General features: G+C 70.8%; 19 protein-coding genes and 1 pseudogene. 3 read left to right on the top strand and 17 right to left on the bottom strand.

The window, feature by feature from the left end; translation table 11 throughout:
- Window positions 1–83 precede the first annotated feature (83 nt).
- Window positions 84–932 carry a helix-turn-helix transcriptional regulator gene (locus tag ACFWPQ_RS17475; protein WP_384034787.1) on the bottom strand — a complete coding sequence of 283 codons (849 nt, stop codon included), beginning with the start codon at window positions 930–932 and terminating at the stop codon, window positions 84–86.
- A 208-nt stretch (window positions 933–1,140) separates the two neighbouring features.
- On the opposite strand from ACFWPQ_RS17475, the gene ACFWPQ_RS17480 reads away from it, so the two are divergent.
- The 3 genes and pseudogenes from ACFWPQ_RS17480 to ACFWPQ_RS17490 form a co-directional block, all read left to right on the top strand.
- Window positions 1,141–1,464, top strand: a complete 324-nt coding sequence (locus ACFWPQ_RS17480; protein WP_384034789.1) for a carboxymuconolactone decarboxylase family protein — start codon at window positions 1,141–1,143, stop codon at window positions 1,462–1,464.
- A 72-nt stretch (window positions 1,465–1,536) separates the two neighbouring features.
- Window positions 1,537–1,944 (top strand): cupin domain-containing protein, encoded by a 408-nt coding sequence (locus ACFWPQ_RS17485; RefSeq protein ID WP_384034792.1) that lies wholly within the window; start codon window positions 1,537–1,539, stop codon window positions 1,942–1,944.
- Between the two features lie 280 nt (window positions 1,945–2,224).
- Window positions 2,225–2,776, top strand: a pseudogene (locus tag ACFWPQ_RS17490) (alcohol dehydrogenase catalytic domain-containing protein); the annotation flags it as partial.
- Between the two features lie 101 nt (window positions 2,777–2,877).
- Here ACFWPQ_RS17490 and catC read toward each other — a convergent pair.
- The 16 genes from catC to ACFWPQ_RS17570 all read right to left on the bottom strand — a co-directional run bounded on the left by catC (window position 2,878) and on the right by ACFWPQ_RS17570 (window position 16,044).
- The gene (gene catC, locus ACFWPQ_RS17495) at window positions 2,878–3,156 is read right to left on the bottom strand and encodes a muconolactone Delta-isomerase (RefSeq protein ID WP_384034795.1); all 279 of its coding nucleotides are present in this window, start codon (window positions 3,154–3,156) and stop codon (window positions 2,878–2,880) included.
- 15 nt (window positions 3,157–3,171) lie between these two features.
- Window positions 3,172–4,023 carry a catechol 1,2-dioxygenase gene (gene catA, locus ACFWPQ_RS17500; protein ID WP_384034798.1) on the bottom strand — a complete coding sequence of 284 codons (852 nt, stop codon included), beginning with the start codon at window positions 4,021–4,023 and terminating at the stop codon, window positions 3,172–3,174.
- Between the two features lie 35 nt (window positions 4,024–4,058).
- Window positions 4,059–5,162, bottom strand: coding sequence for a mandelate racemase/muconate lactonizing enzyme family protein (locus ACFWPQ_RS17505; RefSeq protein WP_384034801.1), 1,104 nt, complete (start codon window positions 5,160–5,162; stop codon window positions 4,059–4,061).
- Window positions 5,159–6,328, bottom strand: coding sequence for an amidase (locus tag ACFWPQ_RS17510; protein WP_384034804.1), 1,170 nt, complete (start codon window positions 6,326–6,328; stop codon window positions 5,159–5,161). The genes ACFWPQ_RS17505 and ACFWPQ_RS17510 overlap by 4 nt, the downstream gene beginning before the upstream one ends.
- On the bottom strand, window positions 6,325–6,882 hold the full coding sequence (locus tag ACFWPQ_RS17515; protein WP_384034806.1) for a flavin reductase: 558 nt from the start codon (window positions 6,880–6,882) through the stop codon (window positions 6,325–6,327). The genes ACFWPQ_RS17510 and ACFWPQ_RS17515 overlap by 4 nt, the downstream gene beginning before the upstream one ends.
- Window positions 6,879–7,835, bottom strand: a complete 957-nt coding sequence (locus ACFWPQ_RS17520; protein WP_384034809.1) for a PDR/VanB family oxidoreductase — start codon at window positions 7,833–7,835, stop codon at window positions 6,879–6,881. Before ACFWPQ_RS17520 ends, ACFWPQ_RS17515 begins: the two co-directional genes overlap by 4 nt.
- Before the next feature lie 43 nt (window positions 7,836–7,878).
- Window positions 7,879–8,640, bottom strand: a complete 762-nt coding sequence (locus ACFWPQ_RS17525) for an SDR family NAD(P)-dependent oxidoreductase (RefSeq protein ID WP_384034812.1) — start codon at window positions 8,638–8,640, stop codon at window positions 7,879–7,881.
- Window positions 8,637–9,152, bottom strand: coding sequence for an aromatic-ring-hydroxylating dioxygenase subunit beta (locus ACFWPQ_RS17530; protein ID WP_384034815.1), 516 nt, complete (start codon window positions 9,150–9,152; stop codon window positions 8,637–8,639). The genes ACFWPQ_RS17525 and ACFWPQ_RS17530 overlap by 4 nt, the downstream gene beginning before the upstream one ends.
- A complete protein-coding gene (locus ACFWPQ_RS17535; protein WP_384034817.1) occupies window positions 9,142–10,395 on the bottom strand; it encodes a Rieske 2Fe-2S domain-containing protein in 1,254 nt (417 codons plus the stop codon). Before ACFWPQ_RS17535 ends, ACFWPQ_RS17530 begins: the two co-directional genes overlap by 11 nt.
- A complete protein-coding gene (locus ACFWPQ_RS17540) occupies window positions 10,392–10,751 on the bottom strand; it encodes a hypothetical protein (protein ID WP_384034820.1) in 360 nt (119 codons plus the stop codon). Before ACFWPQ_RS17540 ends, ACFWPQ_RS17535 begins: the two co-directional genes overlap by 4 nt.
- A 14-nt stretch (window positions 10,752–10,765) precedes the next feature.
- Window positions 10,766–11,926, bottom strand: a complete 1,161-nt coding sequence (locus ACFWPQ_RS17545; protein WP_384034823.1) for an acyl-CoA dehydrogenase family protein — start codon at window positions 11,924–11,926, stop codon at window positions 10,766–10,768.
- 115 nt (window positions 11,927–12,041) lie between these two features.
- Window positions 12,042–12,896, bottom strand: a complete 855-nt coding sequence (locus tag ACFWPQ_RS17550; RefSeq protein ID WP_384034826.1) for an alpha/beta fold hydrolase — start codon at window positions 12,894–12,896, stop codon at window positions 12,042–12,044.
- 216 nt (window positions 12,897–13,112) lie between these two features.
- Window positions 13,113–13,742 carry a response regulator transcription factor gene (locus ACFWPQ_RS17555; protein ID WP_384034830.1) on the bottom strand — a complete coding sequence of 210 codons (630 nt, stop codon included), beginning with the start codon at window positions 13,740–13,742 and terminating at the stop codon, window positions 13,113–13,115.
- Between the two features lie 5 nt (window positions 13,743–13,747).
- Window positions 13,748–14,011, bottom strand: a complete 264-nt coding sequence (locus ACFWPQ_RS17560) for a hypothetical protein (RefSeq protein WP_384034833.1) — start codon at window positions 14,009–14,011, stop codon at window positions 13,748–13,750.
- Window positions 14,008–14,463, bottom strand: coding sequence for a nuclear transport factor 2 family protein (locus tag ACFWPQ_RS17565; RefSeq protein WP_384034836.1), 456 nt, complete (start codon window positions 14,461–14,463; stop codon window positions 14,008–14,010). The genes ACFWPQ_RS17560 and ACFWPQ_RS17565 overlap by 4 nt, the downstream gene beginning before the upstream one ends.
- 141 nt (window positions 14,464–14,604) lie before the next feature.
- On the bottom strand, window positions 14,605–16,044 hold the full coding sequence (locus ACFWPQ_RS17570) for an ATP-binding protein (protein ID WP_384034839.1): 1,440 nt from the start codon (window positions 16,042–16,044) through the stop codon (window positions 14,605–14,607).
- Window positions 16,045–16,086: the final 42 nt, after the last annotated feature.

Below are 16,086 nucleotides of genomic sequence, written 5' to 3' on the forward strand. Positions count from 1 at the left end.
CGGCCGCGCGGGAAGGGAGCTTGTGGCGGCTTCGCGCAGCTCGGCTATGCGCTGTGTTCGCTGTCGCCGACGGCAGTGTTGTCCTAGTCGAGGGTGGCGGCCCAGCTGGCCAGGAGCTTGAGGCTGTCGTGGGCGGGGGTTCCGGGTTCGGCGCTGAGGGCGGTGAGGGTGAGGCCGGGCTCGGTCGGGATGGGCATGGCCTCGAAGGGGAGGGCGAGTTCGCCGACCGCGGGGTGGTGGAAGTACTTGATACCGGTCTGGTGCAGCCGGACGTCGTGGGCGGCCCACAGGGTGCGGAACTTCTCGCTGCGGGTGGAGAGTTCACCGACGAGGTCGGTCAGGTCCCGGTTGTACGGGTCGCGTCCCGCCTCGGTGCGCAGCAGTGCCACCGCTCCGGCCGCCTGGCGTTCCAGCTGGGGCAGGAAGTCGGCCGCGCCGGGGTCGAGGAACTCGTAGCGGGCGAGGTTCACGGGCCGGGCGGGGTCGGCGAAGACCGGGTCGTAGAGAGCGCGGCCGAGCCGGTTGGTGGCCAGGATGTCGAGGCGGCCGTTGCGGATGAAGGCCGGGGCCTCGGTCATCGCGTCCAGCAGGTGCTGCAGGCTCGCACGGATCGGTTGCGGCGCCCGTCGGCGGGGCGGGCGGCGGGTGGTGTTCGCGGTGCGGGCGAGGTCGTCGAGGTGGGCGCGCTCGGCCTCGTCGAGCTGGAGGGCGCGGGCGAGGGAGTCGATGACGGTCTCGGAGACGCCGGAGAGGTTGCCGCGTTCCAGGCGGGCGTAGTACTCGGCGCTGACGCCGGCGAGCAGCGCGACTTCTTCCCTGCGCAGCCCTTTGACGCGCCGGTTGCCGTTGTGGGCGGGCAGTCCCGCCTGCTGTGGCGTGATCTTGGCGCGGCGGCTGGTCAGAAACTCGCGTACCTCGCTTCGGTTGTCCATGGCTTCGAGGCTACGTCGGCTTGTCCGACCGTGTCTCCGGCCGTGGGGTGTACTGGCAGTACACGTATCAGCGAGTCCTTCCACGCGCGTGTGACCTGCAGTTTCATCGGTAGTGACGCAAGCGGCACCAAGTCGGCCGGCACCGCGCCGCCGCCCCCTCGACAGGCGACCGACGAGCGCCGCCGGGGCACGTGAAAGGACATGAACGATGACGGAGAAGACCGAGCCGGGCCCGCGCCGGCTGTTCGGGGACATCGCTCCCGCGCTGGCCGGCTACAGCGAGGACGTGCTGTTCGGGCAGGAGTGGAAGAGCCCGGAGCTGTCCCCCAGGGACCGCAGCCTGGTGACCGTGGCCAGCCTGATCACCAGCGGCAGCAGCGAGCAGCTCACCTTCCACATCCCCCTGGCCAGGCAGAACGGCGTCACCGAAGAGGAAATCATCGGGACGATCACCCACATGGCGTTCTACGCCGGATGGCCCAGGGCGATGTCCGCCCTGAACGTGGCCCGGGAACTGTTCCGCAAGGCCTGACCCCCTTCCCACCCGCAGGTTCACCCCCTACGACCGCCCTGGCGGCGGCCGACGCAAGGAGCACGTACCACCATGGAGATCCTCAAGCAGCCCGCGACCATGAAGCTGCCTCCCCACATGTTCGCCGGCGACGTCTGGGCGGACGTGATCCACCGGGGCGAGGAGCCCTCCCGGGCACGGGCCAACATGGTCCGCTTCGCGCCCGGTGCCCGCACCGCCTGGCACAGCCACGGCCTGGGCCAGACCCTGCACGTCGTGTCCGGCGTCGCCCTGATCGGCACCCGGGACGGCGTGATCATCGAGGCCCACCCGGGCGACACCATCGGCTGCCCGCCCGGCGAGGAGCACTGGCACGGCGCGTCCCCGGACCAGTTCATGGAGCACATCGCCCTGTGGGAGGGCGACGAGGTCAACTGGCTGGAGCACGTCACCGACGCCGAGTACGGCGGCCCGCGCACCAGCACCCGTACCTCGCACTGACCACACCCGACAGAAGCATCAGCGTCAACTGCGACCGGGGACGGCCACCCACACGGGGTGGCGATCACGCACGCGAGAGATCGCCGAGCGGGCACCGCTGCCTGCCTCCCCGACACCGCCGTGACGGCCGGATCGACGCCGAGCGCCGTCGGCCGGATGACTTCCACGCGCTGCCCATACCGCCGGGCGAGCTGACGGAACGGCCGTCGCGTTCCCCCGCCCGGCTCCGGCAGCTGCCGCCCCACCCCCGTTCGGCCTTCCCCGCACTCTGGAATGAGCCATGCGCGCAACCGTGATCCATGCCCCCGGTGACATCCGGGTGGAGAACCTCCCCGAGCCGAAGATCCTCGCCCCCACCGACGCGATCATCCGGACGGTCGCCGCCTGCGTGTGCGGCTCCGACCTGTGGGAGTACCGCGGCATCAACCCCGTCGCCCAGCCCACACCGATCGGCCACGAGTACGTCGGCGTGGTCGAGGAGACCGGCGCCGAGGTGCAGGACATCAAGCCGGGGCAGTTCGTCATCGGCTCGTTCTTCGCCTCCGACAACACCTGCCCGATCTGCCGCGCCGGATACCAAACCTCCTGCCCGCACCGCGAGTTCGTCGGCGGCTGCCAGGCGGAGTACATCCGTATCCCGCTTGGCGACGGCACCCTCGTCGCCCTCGACGGGCAGCCCGAGGAGAAGTTCGTCCCGAGCCTGCTCACCCTCTCCGACGTCATGGGCACGGGCTGGTACGCGGCCGTCGGAGCCGAGGTGAAGCCCGGCTCCACGGCTGTCGTGGTCGGTGACGGCGCGGTCGGCCTGTCCGGTGTCATCGCCGCCCGCGAAAGGGACGGCCGGTGGCCGACGCCCCTCCCGACCTGCGCTGTACCAAAGTGCCAACTACCGATCCTGGTCACAGCTGTTGTGACGAGGATTTTTGGTGCCTCTCACCGGATGGCGGACGGGTGCCGGGCCAGTGCTGTGACCGTGATGTCCATGTAGGGGAAGAGCGGCAGGCCCCACAGGATGTCGTTGAGACGGTCGTTGTCGGTGACGTCGAAGATGCTGAGGTTGGCGTACTGACCGACGCAGCGCCACAGGTGCGACCACTCACCCGAGTGCTGGAGCTTCCGCGCGTATTCTCGCTCGGCAGCGAGGGTCGCCGCCCGGACGTCGGTGTCCATGTCGGGTGGCAGGTTCACGGTCATCCGGACGGCGAAAAGCATGGTGACTCCCGGTGTTCAGAGGGCGGCGAGGGCGAAGTCGTAGGTGACCTGGTTGCCGCCGGTGCCGTTCGGTCGCGGGTCGAGGACGAGTTCGGGCTTCACCGCGGAGGCCACGTCGGCCTCGATGTACGCGCCGTCCTTGAAGTAGAGCTGTGTGGTGAGGGTCTCGTGGCCGGGCGCCGACACCTTCAGGTGCAGGTGGGCCGGGCGCCAGGCGTGCCAGCCGGCCGCCGCGATGAGACGGCCGCAGGATCCGTCGGTGGGGATCTGGTACGGGGCGGGCTGGATGGTGTGCACCGCGAAGCGGCCCTCGTCGTCGGTGGTGATGCGGCCCCGGAGGTTCCACTCCGGGATGCCGGGAGCGAACTGGGCGTACAGCCCGTCGTCGTCGGCCTGCCACAGCTCCAGTACCGCACCGGGGAGCGGGGCGCCCGTGGCGCCGGTGACCTGCCCCTGGAAGAGGAGCGGGGTGCCGGCCTCGCCGTCGCGCATCGGCAGGGTGGCGACGCTCGGCAGCGCGGGGGCGCCCGGCACGTAGTACGGCCCCTCGATGGTGCCCTTGCTCCCCTCGCGGGACGCGGTGGCGACCTCCTCGACGACGTGCTCGATCCACACGTCGAGGAAGAGGGGCCACTCGCCGTCCTGGCCGACGGAGATCAGCCACGACTTGAGGGCGTTGTACTCGTCGTACGTCACCTGGTGGCGGCGGACGACGTCGTGCACGGCGGTGATGACCGCGGTGGCCAGGGTGTCGACGCGTGCGGTGTCGACGTCCTCGGCGGGTGCGCCGGTCTTGTCGGTCAGGAAGCGTTCGGTGGCCGAGGCCCCGGACGCGGCGGCGGTGGCTTTGAAAGTGGTTTCGGACATGGTGGGGCGGCTCCATTGCCTTGTGGTGGGTTGTTTCAGCGGTCCTGGCGGTAGCGGTCGAGCTTCTCCGGGTCGATCGCCACACCCAGGCCGGGGCCGTCGGGCACGGCGAGCGTGCCGTCGGTGATGGCGATCGGTTCGGTGAGCAGGTCGTCGCTCATGTCCAGGAAGTTGGAGAGTTCGCCGGCGCGGCGGGACGAGGAGGCGTGGGCGGCTCCGAAGGCGACCGTGCACACGGTGCCGAGCCGGCCGTCGATCTGGTTGCCCATCACCACCTCGGCGCCCAGGCCCTCGCACTGGAAGAGGACCCGCTGGGAGTGGGTGAATCCGGTGCGGGCGGTCTTGATGCTGATCGCGGTCGCGGCGCCGTCGAGCAGTGAGCGGGTCACCTCGGCCGGCGTGGTCGCGGACTCGTCGGCGACGAACGGCACGGGGCTCTGCCGGACCAGCCACCGGCGGCCGAGCACGTCGTCGGCGGGGCACAGCTCCTCGGCGAGGGTGATGCCGAGCCCGTCGAGTTCGCGCAGGGCGGCGGCCGACTCGGAGGCGGTCCAGCCGCGGTTGCCGTCCACGTACAACTCGGCGTCGTCACCGAGTACTTCACGCAGGGCCCGGCACACGTCGAGGTCGAGGCGGGCGGGGCGGCGGCCGACCTTCACCTTGAAGACGGTGATGCCGTAGGTGTCCCGCATCCGCTCGGCCTCGGCCGCCATCCGCTCGGGGGCGTCGAAGCCGAGCATGTGTGCCACCCGCATCCGGTCGCTCCAGCCGCCGAGCAACCGAGACACCGACAGGCCCAGGGCCTGCCCCGCGATGTCCCAGAGCGCCATGTCGATCGCGGACTTGGCCGCCGGGTTGCCGACCGTGCGGTGCAGCAGGGCGTGGATCTGTTCACGGGCAAGGGCGTCGGCGCCGGTGAGCTGCGGGGCGAAGATCTTCTCGATCACGCCGGTCACGGACGCCTGTGTCTCGCCGTAGGTGAAGGGCCGGGGCGGGGCGTCGGCCACGCCGGTCAGGCCCTCGTCGGTGTGGACCCGGACGAGGACGTGTTCGGCGCTGTGCACCTCGCCGCTCGCGAAGCGCAGGGGTTTGGTGTACGGGATCGAGTAGGGGACGGTCTCGATCGCGGTGATCTTCACCGTACGGCCTCCTCGACGGCGCGGGCCACGCCCAGCAGGCGTCCCACCCGGTCGGGGTGGCCGACGAGTTGCAGGCCGAGGGGCAGGCCGTGCGGGTCGCGGTGGCCGGGGACGGTGACCACGGGCAGGCCGAGCAGTTGCCAGGGGCGGCTGAGGACGGGGTTGCCGGTGGCGGCGAGGCCCTGCGGGGCGGGGCCTGGGGCGGCCGGGCCGAGGATCGCGTCGACGTGGGTGAGGAGGTCCAGGGCGGCGGTGCGTGCGGTGCGCGCCGTGGCGAGCGCGGCGCGGTACTCGTCGTCGGGGGTCTTGCGCCCGCGTTCGAGGAGTTCGTTCAGGTGCCGGCTCAGCGACTCCGGATGCCCGGCCTCGGCGGCGAGGCCGCGGGCGGCCTCGTAGGCCATGACGACGGCGTGCGCGTCGGCCAGTTCCACGGTGCTGAAGGGCAGTTCCGTGCCGTCGGCGCGCAGGGCGTGCCCGGTGTGCCGCACGACGTCGAGCATCGACGGTTCGACGTCGGTGAGTTCGACGCCCTGCCATACCGACAGCCGTACGGAATCGATGTCTTCGGCCGTGGTGCCGTCGATGGCCTCGATCACCTTGGCGAGTTCGGAGACGCCTGGTGTGAGCAGCCCCGGCGCGTCCAGGCTCGGGCTGAGTCCGGTGATGCCCGCCGTGGACCAGGTGCCCACGGGGGCGACGTACCCGGCGACCCCGCAGAAGGAGGCCGGCCGGGTGAGCGAGCCCGCGGTCTGCGAGCCCAGGGCGAGGGGCACGACGCCCGCTGCGACGGCGGCGGCCGAACCGCTGGAGGAACCGCCCGGCGTATGGGCGGGGTTGTGCGGGTTGCGGGTCGGGCCGGGCTGGAAGTAGGCGAACTCGGTGGTGACCGTCTTGCCCAGCGGCACGGCGCCCGCCCGGCGCAGCCGGTCCACCAGCCACGCGTCGGCGGCGGCCACCCGGCCCCGGCGCAGCGGTGAGCCGCACTCGGTGGGCAGCCCGGCGACGTCGATGATGTCCTTCACGCCGAACGGCATGCCGTGCAGCGGCCCGTCGGGGGCGCTCAGCGCTGCCGCGCGGGCGCCCTCGACGTCCACCCGCACCCAGGCGCGGATGTCCGGTTCGCTCTGCTCCAGACGCCGTAGCGCATCCTCCACGGCGGTGGTCACGACCGGGCTCCTTCCGGTACGAAAGGGTCCGCGTCGAGGCGGTGGAAGGCGCGGTTGAAGTAGACGAGGCTCTGGCCGCCGGAGCGGGTGCGGATCTGCCCGATCTCGACGAAGAGCACGCTGTGGGAGCCCGTGGGGACCGTGTGCTTGATCGTGCCGACCGCCGTGACCAGAGCGTCCTTGAGGACCGGAACGTCCTGGGTGCGGTCCCAGATGTCCCAGGTGAAGCGTTCGGCCATCGGCACCTTTGTGGCTCCGGCGAAGTGCAGGGCGAGCTCCTGCTGGTCCCCGCCGAGGACGTTGAGGCCGACGCGTCCGTTCGCCTTGAAGACGTCGTGCATGGCGCTGGAGCGGTTGACGCAGACCAGGACGGTGGGTGGGGCGTCGGTGACCGAGCAGACGGCGCTGAGCGTGATGCCGCAGCGGCCGTTCGGGCCGTCGGTGGTCAGGATGTTCACGGCGGCCGGGAGGTGGGCCATCGCCTCGCGGAACTCGCTCTGGTCGGGGGTCACGGCGGTGCCGCTCCTCTCGTGGTTCGGTTCGGTCCGGCTCACCACAGCTCCACCACCAGCCGCGGCGACCTCGCCCGCGAGACGCAGGCGGCGATCTGGTCGCCTGCCGCCTTCTCCTTGGCGGACAGGCAGTGGTCGCGGTGGTCGGGTTCGCCCTCGATCACCCTGAGGACGCAGGTCCCGCAGATGCCCTCGCGGCAGGACGTGTCCAGCGGGACACCGTTCTCCTCCAGCACCTCGGCGATGCTCCGGCCGGGCGGGACCGGGTAGACCTCGCCGGAGTCGAGCTCGACCTCGAAGGAGGTGTCGGCGGCCGTGTCCTGCGGGGAGTCCGCCTGGAACAGCTCTGAGTGGATCCGCTCCTCCGGCAGGCCACCGCGGGCGGCGAGCTCACGGACGTACGCCATGAAGTCGTGCGGTCCGCAGGTGTAGACATGGCTGTCCTTCCCCAGCCCCGTGAGCACGGCGGCCAGGGCGTCGCCGGACGCCTGCCGGCCGAGCCCGAAGTGCCGGACGACCCGGTCCGCGAACGGCGACTCCTCCAGCAGCCCGGCGAAGGCCGCCTCCGCACGGCTCCGCGCCACGTAGTGCAGCGTGAACTCGGCTGCCCTGCCGTGCAGTTCGTACGCCATCGCCAGCAGCGGTGTGATCCCGATGCCCGCCGCCACCAGGTGGTGCCGGGCCCCGTCCGTTGCGAGGCCGAACAGCTCCCTGGGTGCGCCGACGGTCAGCTCCGTGCCCGGTTCGGCCTTGTCGTGCAGGGCCTGGGAGCCGCCGCGGGAGTCCGCCTCCCGTTTGACGGCGATGGTGTAGGCGCCGGTGTCGTGCGGCGGGCCGCACAGGGAGTACGGGCGGGTGATCCCGGTGGGTCCGGTCACGTCGATGTGCGCGCCGGCCGGGTAGGGGGCGAGGGCAACGCCGTCGGTGCGGACGAGCCGGAGGACCTTGATGGTGTCGGTTTCGTCGTGGATGTCGGTGACGGTGACTGTGAACATCCGTCTGCCTTCGGGGGATTCGGGTGGGGAGCTGACGGCGCTGTCAGCGCATGTACAGGCCGCCGTTGGCGTCCCAGCAGGCGCCGGTGACCGCGTCCGCGTGTTCGGAGGCGAGCAGGACGGCCATGTCGGCGATGAACCGCGGACGGCCCAACCGCCTTACGGGAATGGACTCTTCGATGGCCGCGAGCTGCTCCGGCGGGACCGTCTCGCGGACGATCGGCAGGTCCTGCGGGCCCGGCGAGATGGCGTTGACCGTCACTCCGGACGGGCCGAGTTCACGGGCGAACACCTTGGTGAGGGTGGCCACTCCACCCTTGGCCGCCGCGTAGTGCGCGCCGGTCGCCGTGCCGCCGTTCTGGCCGGCGAGTGAGGCGATGTTGACGATGCGCCCGTAGCCGCGTTCGGCGAAGTAGGTGCCGAACACCTGGCAGCCGAAGAAGGTGCCGTTGAGGTTGGTGGACACGACCTCGTCGAAGCTCTCCGGGCTGATCTCCATCAGCGCCTCGACCTTGGCACGTCCGGCGTTGTTGACCAGGACGTGCACGGCGCCCCAGCGTGCGACGAGCTGGTCGCGGGCCCGGGCGAAGGCGTCCTTGTCGCGGACGTCCAGCGCGAGTCCGACGGCGTAACGGCCCTCGGGGTCGAGTTCGGCCGCCGCCTTCACGGCGGCCTCCTCGTCCAGGTCGGTCAGGGCCACGCAGTAGCCGCGGTCGTAGAGGCGTGCGGCGATGCAGGCACCGAGACCGCGGGCCGCGCCGGTCACCAGGGCGACGTGCCTCGCGTCCTCCTCGTGCGGGCTCACAGCAGGAACCCCGATGCCGTGACCGCGTCCTCGGAGTTGACCAGCCGGACGATCTTGCGGGCGATGCGCGGACCGTCCGCGCCGAACACGATCCGGTGGGTGACGTCGGCGGCGAGGACGAAGGTCTCCTCACGCTTGTAGCCGACCAGGATCTGCGCGGCGCACACCTCGATCGCGTCCTCCTCGCGGCCGGTCACGACGAACCGGGACACCGTGCGGACCGTGCGGGCGGCCGCCGAGGCGGAGATGGAGAAGCCCCCGGTGAGGCGCTCGACGCGCATCCGGCGCATCCGGTCGTCGTCGTAGACGAGGTTGAGGCGGCCCGCGAAGTCGGTCGCCTCACGGTCGATGGGGACGACGTACTCGCCGCCCTCGGCCCACAGCCCGTCCCACTCCTCGTAGCGGCGGCTGTCGAGGAGGTGGGCCTCGTGCCAGATCAGGGAGACGGCGGCGAGGGCGGTGGGGTCCTCCAGCGGGAATTCAACTGCCGTGCTGACCACTTCAGTCGCCATCGGTCATCATCCTCTTCCACATGTCGTACGCCTCCCGCATCCCGGTCTCGTCGGTCGCGTGGGAGGTGGGCTGCCCGAGGTCGTCGGGCTTCTCGCGGCCGAGGCCCCGGTTGACCAGGATCGGCATGTCGACCCCGCCGGCCACGCCGCGCTGGACGCGGTTCCACGCCTCCGCGTCGTCGGGGCTGCCGAAGCCGAACGGGCCCTGGAAGTGCTCGTGGATGCGCAGCCGTTCGCGGTTGACGATCTCCGGGCCGCCGTCCAGGCCGAGCGCCACGTGCCGGATCTCCGTCTCCGCGACCGAGATCGGGCGCAGCACGCGGAAGAAGGACATCGACATCGCCACGTTCGGGAACAGGTTGAGGTTGAACCCGGCGCCGTGCAGGGAGCGGACGATGCGGCGCACCTTCTCCGGGGGCATGTCCTCGGACAGTTCCTCGATGATGTGGCTGAAGCGGTCCTGGAGCTTCTCGGTGCCGTCGTCGACGTCCAGGTCGGCGTGTTCGGCGACGGAGACGGAGACGCTGTGGCCGTTGCCGAGGGCGTGGGTGACCGCGGTCTCGTCGGTCATGATCGACAGCATGCTCGCGGTCTCCGCGTCGACGGAGGCCATCCAGGAGCGGTGCACGATCGGGAAGTGGTACCAGTCGGTGGTGTTCTCCAGCTGGATCTTCCAGTTCCCGTTGAACCGGAACCGGTGCTCGCCCTGCACCTTGATCGGGTAGCCCGCGCCCTGCTTCATGAAGCGGTCGATCCACAGCCGGGCCCCGCCGAGGAAGTCCTCCAGCGGCTCGATGTCCTCGCTGAAGCTCGCGAAGACCATCCCGGCGTACGAGCCGACCTTCAGACGCTGCAGCGGCAGGTCCTTCTTCTCGACGACGTCCTCGTAGCCCTCGGGGTAGGGGATGCCGCGCAGGCTGCCGTCCAGGCTGTACGACCAGGCGTGGTAGGGGCAGGTGAAGCCGTTGCCGTTGCCCTTGGGGGTCTCGCAGACGCTGGCGCCGCGGTGCCGGCAGCGGTTGAGCAGGACGTTGATGCCGCCGCGGCGGTCCCGGGTGACGATGACGGGACGGCGGCCGACCCAGGCCATCTTGAAGTCGCCGGCCTTGGCGATCTCGCTCTCGTGGGCGACCCACACCCAGGTGCGGTGGAAGATGCGGTCCATCTCCCGTTCGAAGAGGGCCGGGTCGGTGTAGAGGCTGCCGGCGACGCGGTCGGACTCGACGAGCGGTGAGTTCGTCATCGGGTCACCTCCGGCTGGGGCAGTGGGCGGCCGAGGCGGGCCTCGATCTTCATGTAGTGCCACAGGCCGTGCTCGCCGACCTGGACGGTGCGGAAGAGGTTGCAGGCGGCGGCGACGGCCGGCTGGTCGACGACGTCGGCGAGGACGTAACAGGTCCACGGCCAGGAGTCGGACGGGCCGACCATGTGCTGGTCGTCGTCGATGGTGCCGAGAACGGTGACGCCGGGCAGTTCGTGCAGCTGGGTGAGCATGCTCGTGAAGCCGTCCCAGACCGACTTGCCCTGACCGGTGGGCAGGTCGAAGAAGTTCTGGTTGACGCCGATGCAGAACAGCACCCGCAGGGGGGATTCCGACATGGAGGGCCTGCCTTTCACAGGTAACCGGGGAAGGGCTGGACGCCCATGAGGACCGCGCCGGCGCCGTCGTACATGCCCTCCTGGAGGAAGGCGTGCTGCGGCACGACCGATGCGTCGCGCAGGTGGCGCTGGAGGGGGCTGCCATCGGTGATGGCGCCGATGCCGCCGAGCTGGTAGGCGGCCCGGACGACCTCGAAGGAGGTCTTGGCGAGGTGCGCGGAGGCCAGGCGCAGCGCACTCGCCTGGACGTCCGTCGCCGGGTCGCCCGCCGCGACGGTCGCCCACGCCTCCTCGGTGGCCTCGTAGAAGAAGGCGCGCGCGGACCGGAGCTGTGCCTCGGCCTGGCCGACCGCGATGCGGTAGGTGGCGCGTTCGGCGGGCTTGGGGGCACCGGTGTAGCCGGAGCGGGCGCCCTGGGCGATGACGAGGTCGAGGGCGGCGCGAGCCGTCCCGAGGCCGACGACGGCCAGGACCTGGGCGGCGTAGGGGACGGTCGGGTAGCGGTAGAGGGGTTCGTCGACGGTCGGTTCGCCGCCGCGGACGAACGTCCACTCCTCGGGTACGACGGCCCCGTCGACCACCAGGTCGTGGCTGCCGGTGCCGCGCAGGCCGATGACGTCCCAGTTCTCGGCGATCTCCACCTGCTCGGGCCGCAGTACGGCGGTCAGTGGCCGGCCGGCCCGATCCTCGCCTGCCTTGATGCCGACACCGAGGACGTCGGCGCCCTTGCAGCCGCTCGCGAACTTCCAGCGGCCCGAGACCCGGTAGCCGCCCTCGACGCGCTCGGCGGGCTGGACCGGGAACAGGCCGCCGGCGAAGGCGACGTCGGGTCCGGCCGCGTACAGCTCGGCCTGCGTGTCGAGCGGCAGGGCGGCCAGGTAGATCGCGGACGAGCCGAAGCTCGCGACCCAGCCGGCCGAGGCGTCGACCTCCGATATCCGCTCGATCAGGCGGAGGAATGCGGCGGGCGGAAGTCCGTCACCGCCGAAGCGCTTCGGCGCACTCGCCCGGTAGATCCCCGCGTCCTTGAATACGGCGATCACATCCCGTGGAATGTGGCGCTTCTCCTCGAACTCGGCCCGCCGCTCCTCGACCACGGCCAGCACCCGGTCCAGTCCGGCCTCGGAAGGCGGACCGTCATCGGCCGCCGCCGGGGAATCGAGCGTCTGCGTCATGAGAAAGTCTCCTCGGATTGCCGGGCGGTTCGCTTTCCCGCCCTGCTCCTGACGCTAGGCGCGGCAGCCGATCCACCGCCATTGGGACTTGAGCCATGACGGGTAAGGGAATTCCCTAACCGCCGGTGACGGAACGCTCGACGAACGCGGCCAGTTGCTCGCCGAACCGGTCGGCTTCCTCCAGGAAGGGCGAATGTCCGGTCCCTTCCCACACCTGCGTCCGCGCGGCCGGCTGGACGGCCGCGATGTGCTCCAGCGCGGCCGTCGTGACGATCCTGTCCCTGCTGCCCTGAATCGCCAGCCAGGGCACCGTGACACCGGCCGCTGTCCCGCTGCGGTCCAGTGGGCGTTGCAGCAGGGCGGCACAGACGCGGGGCGGCGTCCGCAGGCTGGCGTCGAGCAGGGTCTGCACCGTGTCCGCGGCCAGCGGCCGTTCCACCGCCACGTCGAGCAGCTTGCGGCGGGCCGCGGCGGTGCTCTCCCCGTCGTCGTCCGTCAGCCCCGGCAGCAGGGCCACGAAGTCCGGGCCGAACATCCGCTCCGCGCCGGGTACGCCCGCCAGCAGACTCGCGTCCACGGTGAGCAGCCCGGACAGTGCCGAGTCGCCGTGCACCGCGATGTAGTCGAGGGCGACCAGACCGCCGTAGGACCAGCCGCCCAGTACGGGCCGGTCGAGCCGCAGCCCGTCGATCACCGCGGCCACGTCGTCGGCCCAGGCCCGCTCGTCCAGATAGCCGGTGTCGGGTTTCCCGGAGTGGCCGTGGCCGCGCAGGTCGGGCGCGACGATCCGGATCGACCGCGGTGCGGTGAGCTGGGGGAGCCAGCTGCGGGCGGACTGGGCGAAGCCGTGCAGCAGTATCACGGCCGGGGCGCTCTCGGGCCCGGCGTCGAGCACGTGCAGGGGCACTCCGCCCGCTCCCGTGACCGTGGTCGATCTGATGCCGTGCTCGGCGATGGCGTCGGTCTCCATGACGTTGTCCTCTCTCGGCACCGGAGACGGCCGTTCACCATTCCGAGATTCACGGCGGCGAAAGGGTGGCGGGAAGGACAGGGCATATCCCGCTCCCGTCTTCGATGAGGAATGGGCGGGATCCTATGAACGCCGGTCGGAGAGCGGCAATCAGGGCCGACGGAGCTTGTCCGCAGGGATTTCCCTGCCGGGATAAGGATTTCTTTACGGAGGAGATCACGGGGACGGCAGTACGACGCCGAGCTGGAGCACGTCACGGACCAGGGTGGCCATGCTCTCGGCGCCGGCCTTCTCCCGGATACGGGTACGGTGCACGTCGACGGTCTTGACGCTGATCCCGAGCCGGGAGGCGATGTTCTTGCTGGGCACGCCGTCGATCACCAGGCGCAGGATCTCCAGCTCACGCGGGCTGAGCTGGTCCAGCCGCGCGCGCAGCACCCGGCTCCTGGACGCCTGTGCGAACCGCTCCTGCGCGGTGCGCAGCGCCTGCTGGACGACCTCCACCATGTGCTGCGGGTCGTAGGGCTTCTCCAGGAAGTCGACCGCTCCGTTCTGCAGGGCGCGTACCGACATCCTGATGTCGCCGTGCGCGGAGACGAAGACGATCGGGACGGCCGACCCGGCCCGGTTCAGGATCTCCTGCAGCTGGAAGCCGCCGACCTCGGGCATCCGTACGTCCAGGACCATGCAGGCGGGCCGGTCCGGGTCATAGGACGCCAGGAAGGAGGCGACGTCGGTGAAGCAGAGCGACTCGATCCGCACCGACTCGAGGAGCCAGGCCAGGGACGTGCACAGTTCGCGGTCGTCGTCGACGATGTAGACGACGCTCCGGGCGGCAGCGGTCATCCGGCTCACCCCCAGGCGGCTTGGGCGGTCCAGTACTCGCTGCCGTCGGCGCTGATCCCGTGCCGCCACTCCGTGGTGCGGCGCAGGGCCGGTTCCACGCGTGCGGTGGCCTCGTCGGCGCCGGCCGGGCCGTCCCGGTCGACCTGCCAGTGCACCCAGTTGACCTCCCGGCCGGCGTGGTCGTGGGTGAACAGGTCCACGTGGTGCCAGCCGTAGCCGTGGGTGTCCGCGTAGCAGGTCAGGAGCAGGGTCCTGCCGTCGACGGTCACGCGGCCTCCTTCGTCAGTGGGGCGCTGAAGAGCCGCTCGGTGCGGAACAGCGAGATCCGGGCCGGGGCGTCGGGGGCGAGGCGGAAGGTCACGTCGAGTCTGGCCACCCTCAGCTCGGCGGCGCCCGACGTGTAGCGCGACAGCTGCTGCATCAGCCAGGTCCCCCGGGCGGTGGCGTCGTCGGGCAGGTCGAGGGTGCCGGGAAACAGCAGATGGACGTTCTCCCGGAAGTACGTGCTGGGCGGCAGATAGGCGGCGAGCATCTCCAGGATGGCCGCCCTGCCCTCCCGCCGGCCGAATTCACCGGAGTACTCCGGGCCCACGCCCTCCCAGACGGCGTCGTCGGTGAACAGCTCGCCGAGTTCGCCCGCCGCTCCGTCGCGGACGGGTACGTCGCACAGCCGCAGATACCGGTCGAGGGTGTCCCTCACGTGTTCTCGGTGGTTCCCCATGGGCGATAACCTCGAATTTCGTGAATTTCTGGAATGCCGCGGGAATCTTTCACAGCAGGCTAGGTGTTCCGCGTCGGCCGGGACAACCCGGGTCCGAACGCGATTCGCCCGGTGTTTTCCTTCCGCGGGTAAGGGATTCCCCTATTGCGGCCGGGCCACCGGAAGTGCGAAGGAGAACACGGCTCCGTCCGGTTCGCCCTGCGCGGCGGAGATACGGCCGCCGTGCCGGCTGATGATCCGGTGGCTGAGCGCGAGGCCGATCCCGCTGCCGTTCGCCTTGCTGGTGAACCCGTCGAAGATCCGGTCGCCGGGGATCCCCCCGAGTCCGTGGCCGTGATCCCGTACCACGAGTTCGGCCCAGTCCCCGTCCGGGGACAGCCGGGTGGCCAGCTCCACCCGACGCCGCTCGGGCGGCCACGTGGCCATCTCCTCGATGCCGTTGAAGGCGAGGTTCATCACGACCTGGCCGATCAGGACGTTCTCGCAGCGAACCGGGAGAGGCTCGGCGGTCAGGTCGAAGCCGACGCGCACGGAGTCGCCCTGGGCGCGCAGCTCGATGAAGTACCGGCAGTCCTCGACGATGGCCCCGAGGTCGGTCAGCTGCTCGGAGTGTTCCAGCCTGCCCACGTACTGGCGCAGGCTGTCGAGGATCCTGCTCGCCCGCTCGATCTGCCGTCTGGCGTTGTCCAGCCCCCAGAGCACGGAGTCGGTTCCGGCCCCGGACGCCTGGGCCCGGAGCCGGCCGCGCGCGCCCTCCACGAAGTTGTAGGCGGCGGCGATCGGTTGACTGACCTCGTGCGCGATGGCCATCGCCATGTCCCCCATGGCGTTGTACCGGGCCAGATGGTTCAGGCGCTGGGTGTCGCGGTAGTGCTCCTCCTCCTGCCGCACCCGGTCGGTGACGTCGTAGAAGAGCAGCAGATGCCCGCGCAGGTCGCTCTCGATGTCGATGTACTGGCGGGTGACCGCGTACCAGCGGGGCTCGCCGCCCGGTGTCGCGAACCGATGGCGGCCCGCCTCGGCGGGTACGGTCCCGTCGCAGCAGTAGTCCGCGAAGTCGGCCCCGTGGAGATCCGGGCCCAGCTGCCTGGTGGCCGACTCGCTGGCGAAGATGACCTGTCCGTCGTCGTCCAGCACGACGATGCCCTCGGCGAGGCTCGCCAGGAAGGCCCGGAGCCTGCCCTCGGTGCGGAAGAGGTCGCGCCGGACGGCCTTCTCCTCCGCGATGTCCCGGAACTGGACCATGATGACCGGCCGGGACGGGAGGTCGACCAGGATGGCGATGGCTTCGGTCAGAACCTCTTCGCCGAGCTTGGAGCGGTAGCACCACTCGGTGGCGCTGACCCCGTGCTCGACGGCCCCGCGCAGCCACCGATGTCCGAGCTCACGGCTGTACTGCTGGGCGTTCTTGCTCATGTCCGGCGCTTTGAGCGGCTTCAGTTCGTCGACGGTCCAGCCGAGCAGGGCGCAGGCCGCGCGGTTGGCCCAGAGGATGTCGTACGTGGCGGCGTCGTGGATCAGCACGCAGTACTTGAGGGACTGGACGAGGTCCCGGTAGTCGGCCAGTTCAAGATCTTTCATCGGGCCTCCCTGCTGCGGCGGACACGGCCGGGGGTCGCGACC

Origin of the sequence: Streptomyces sp. NPDC058464, from assembly GCF_042721035.1 — a bacterium.
In the GTDB taxonomy this organism is placed as follows: domain Bacteria; phylum Actinomycetota; class Actinomycetes; order Streptomycetales; family Streptomycetaceae; genus Streptomyces.

Excerpts from the sequence above, each read along its gene's own strand:
- ACFWPQ_RS17565 (WP_384034836.1), bottom strand. The coding sequence starts at position 14,463 with ATGGGGAACCACCGAGAACACGTGAGGGACACCCTCGACCGGTATCTG.
- ACFWPQ_RS17540 (WP_384034820.1), bottom strand. The coding sequence starts at position 10,751 with ATGTCGGAATCCCCCCTGCGGGTGCTGTTCTGCATCGGCGTCAACCAG.
- ACFWPQ_RS17530 (WP_384034815.1), bottom strand. The coding sequence starts at position 9,152 with ATGGCGACTGAAGTGGTCAGCACGGCAGTTGAATTCCCGCTGGAGGAC.
- ACFWPQ_RS17535 (WP_384034817.1), bottom strand. The coding sequence starts at position 10,395 with ATGACGAACTCACCGCTCGTCGAGTCCGACCGCGTCGCCGGCAGCCTC.
- catA (WP_384034798.1), bottom strand. The coding sequence starts at position 4,023 with ATGTCCGAAACCACTTTCAAAGCCACCGCCGCCGCGTCCGGGGCCTCG.
- catC (WP_384034795.1), bottom strand. The coding sequence starts at position 3,156 with ATGCTTTTCGCCGTCCGGATGACCGTGAACCTGCCACCCGACATGGAC.
- ACFWPQ_RS17520 (WP_384034809.1), bottom strand. The coding sequence starts at position 7,835 with ATGTTCACAGTCACCGTCACCGACATCCACGACGAAACCGACACCATC.
- ACFWPQ_RS17485 (WP_384034792.1), top strand. The coding sequence starts at position 1,537 with ATGGAGATCCTCAAGCAGCCCGCGACCATGAAGCTGCCTCCCCACATG.
- ACFWPQ_RS17555 (WP_384034830.1), bottom strand. The coding sequence starts at position 13,742 with ATGACCGCTGCCGCCCGGAGCGTCGTCTACATCGTCGACGACGACCGC.
- ACFWPQ_RS17545 (WP_384034823.1), bottom strand. The coding sequence starts at position 11,926 with ATGACGCAGACGCTCGATTCCCCGGCGGCGGCCGATGACGGTCCGCCT.
- ACFWPQ_RS17475 (WP_384034787.1), bottom strand. The coding sequence starts at position 932 with ATGGACAACCGAAGCGAGGTACGCGAGTTTCTGACCAGCCGCCGCGCC.
- ACFWPQ_RS17550 (WP_384034826.1), bottom strand. The coding sequence starts at position 12,896 with ATGGAGACCGACGCCATCGCCGAGCACGGCATCAGATCGACCACGGTC.
- ACFWPQ_RS17570 (WP_384034839.1), bottom strand. The coding sequence starts at position 16,044 with ATGAAAGATCTTGAACTGGCCGACTACCGGGACCTCGTCCAGTCCCTC.
- ACFWPQ_RS17480 (WP_384034789.1), top strand. The coding sequence starts at position 1,141 with ATGACGGAGAAGACCGAGCCGGGCCCGCGCCGGCTGTTCGGGGACATC.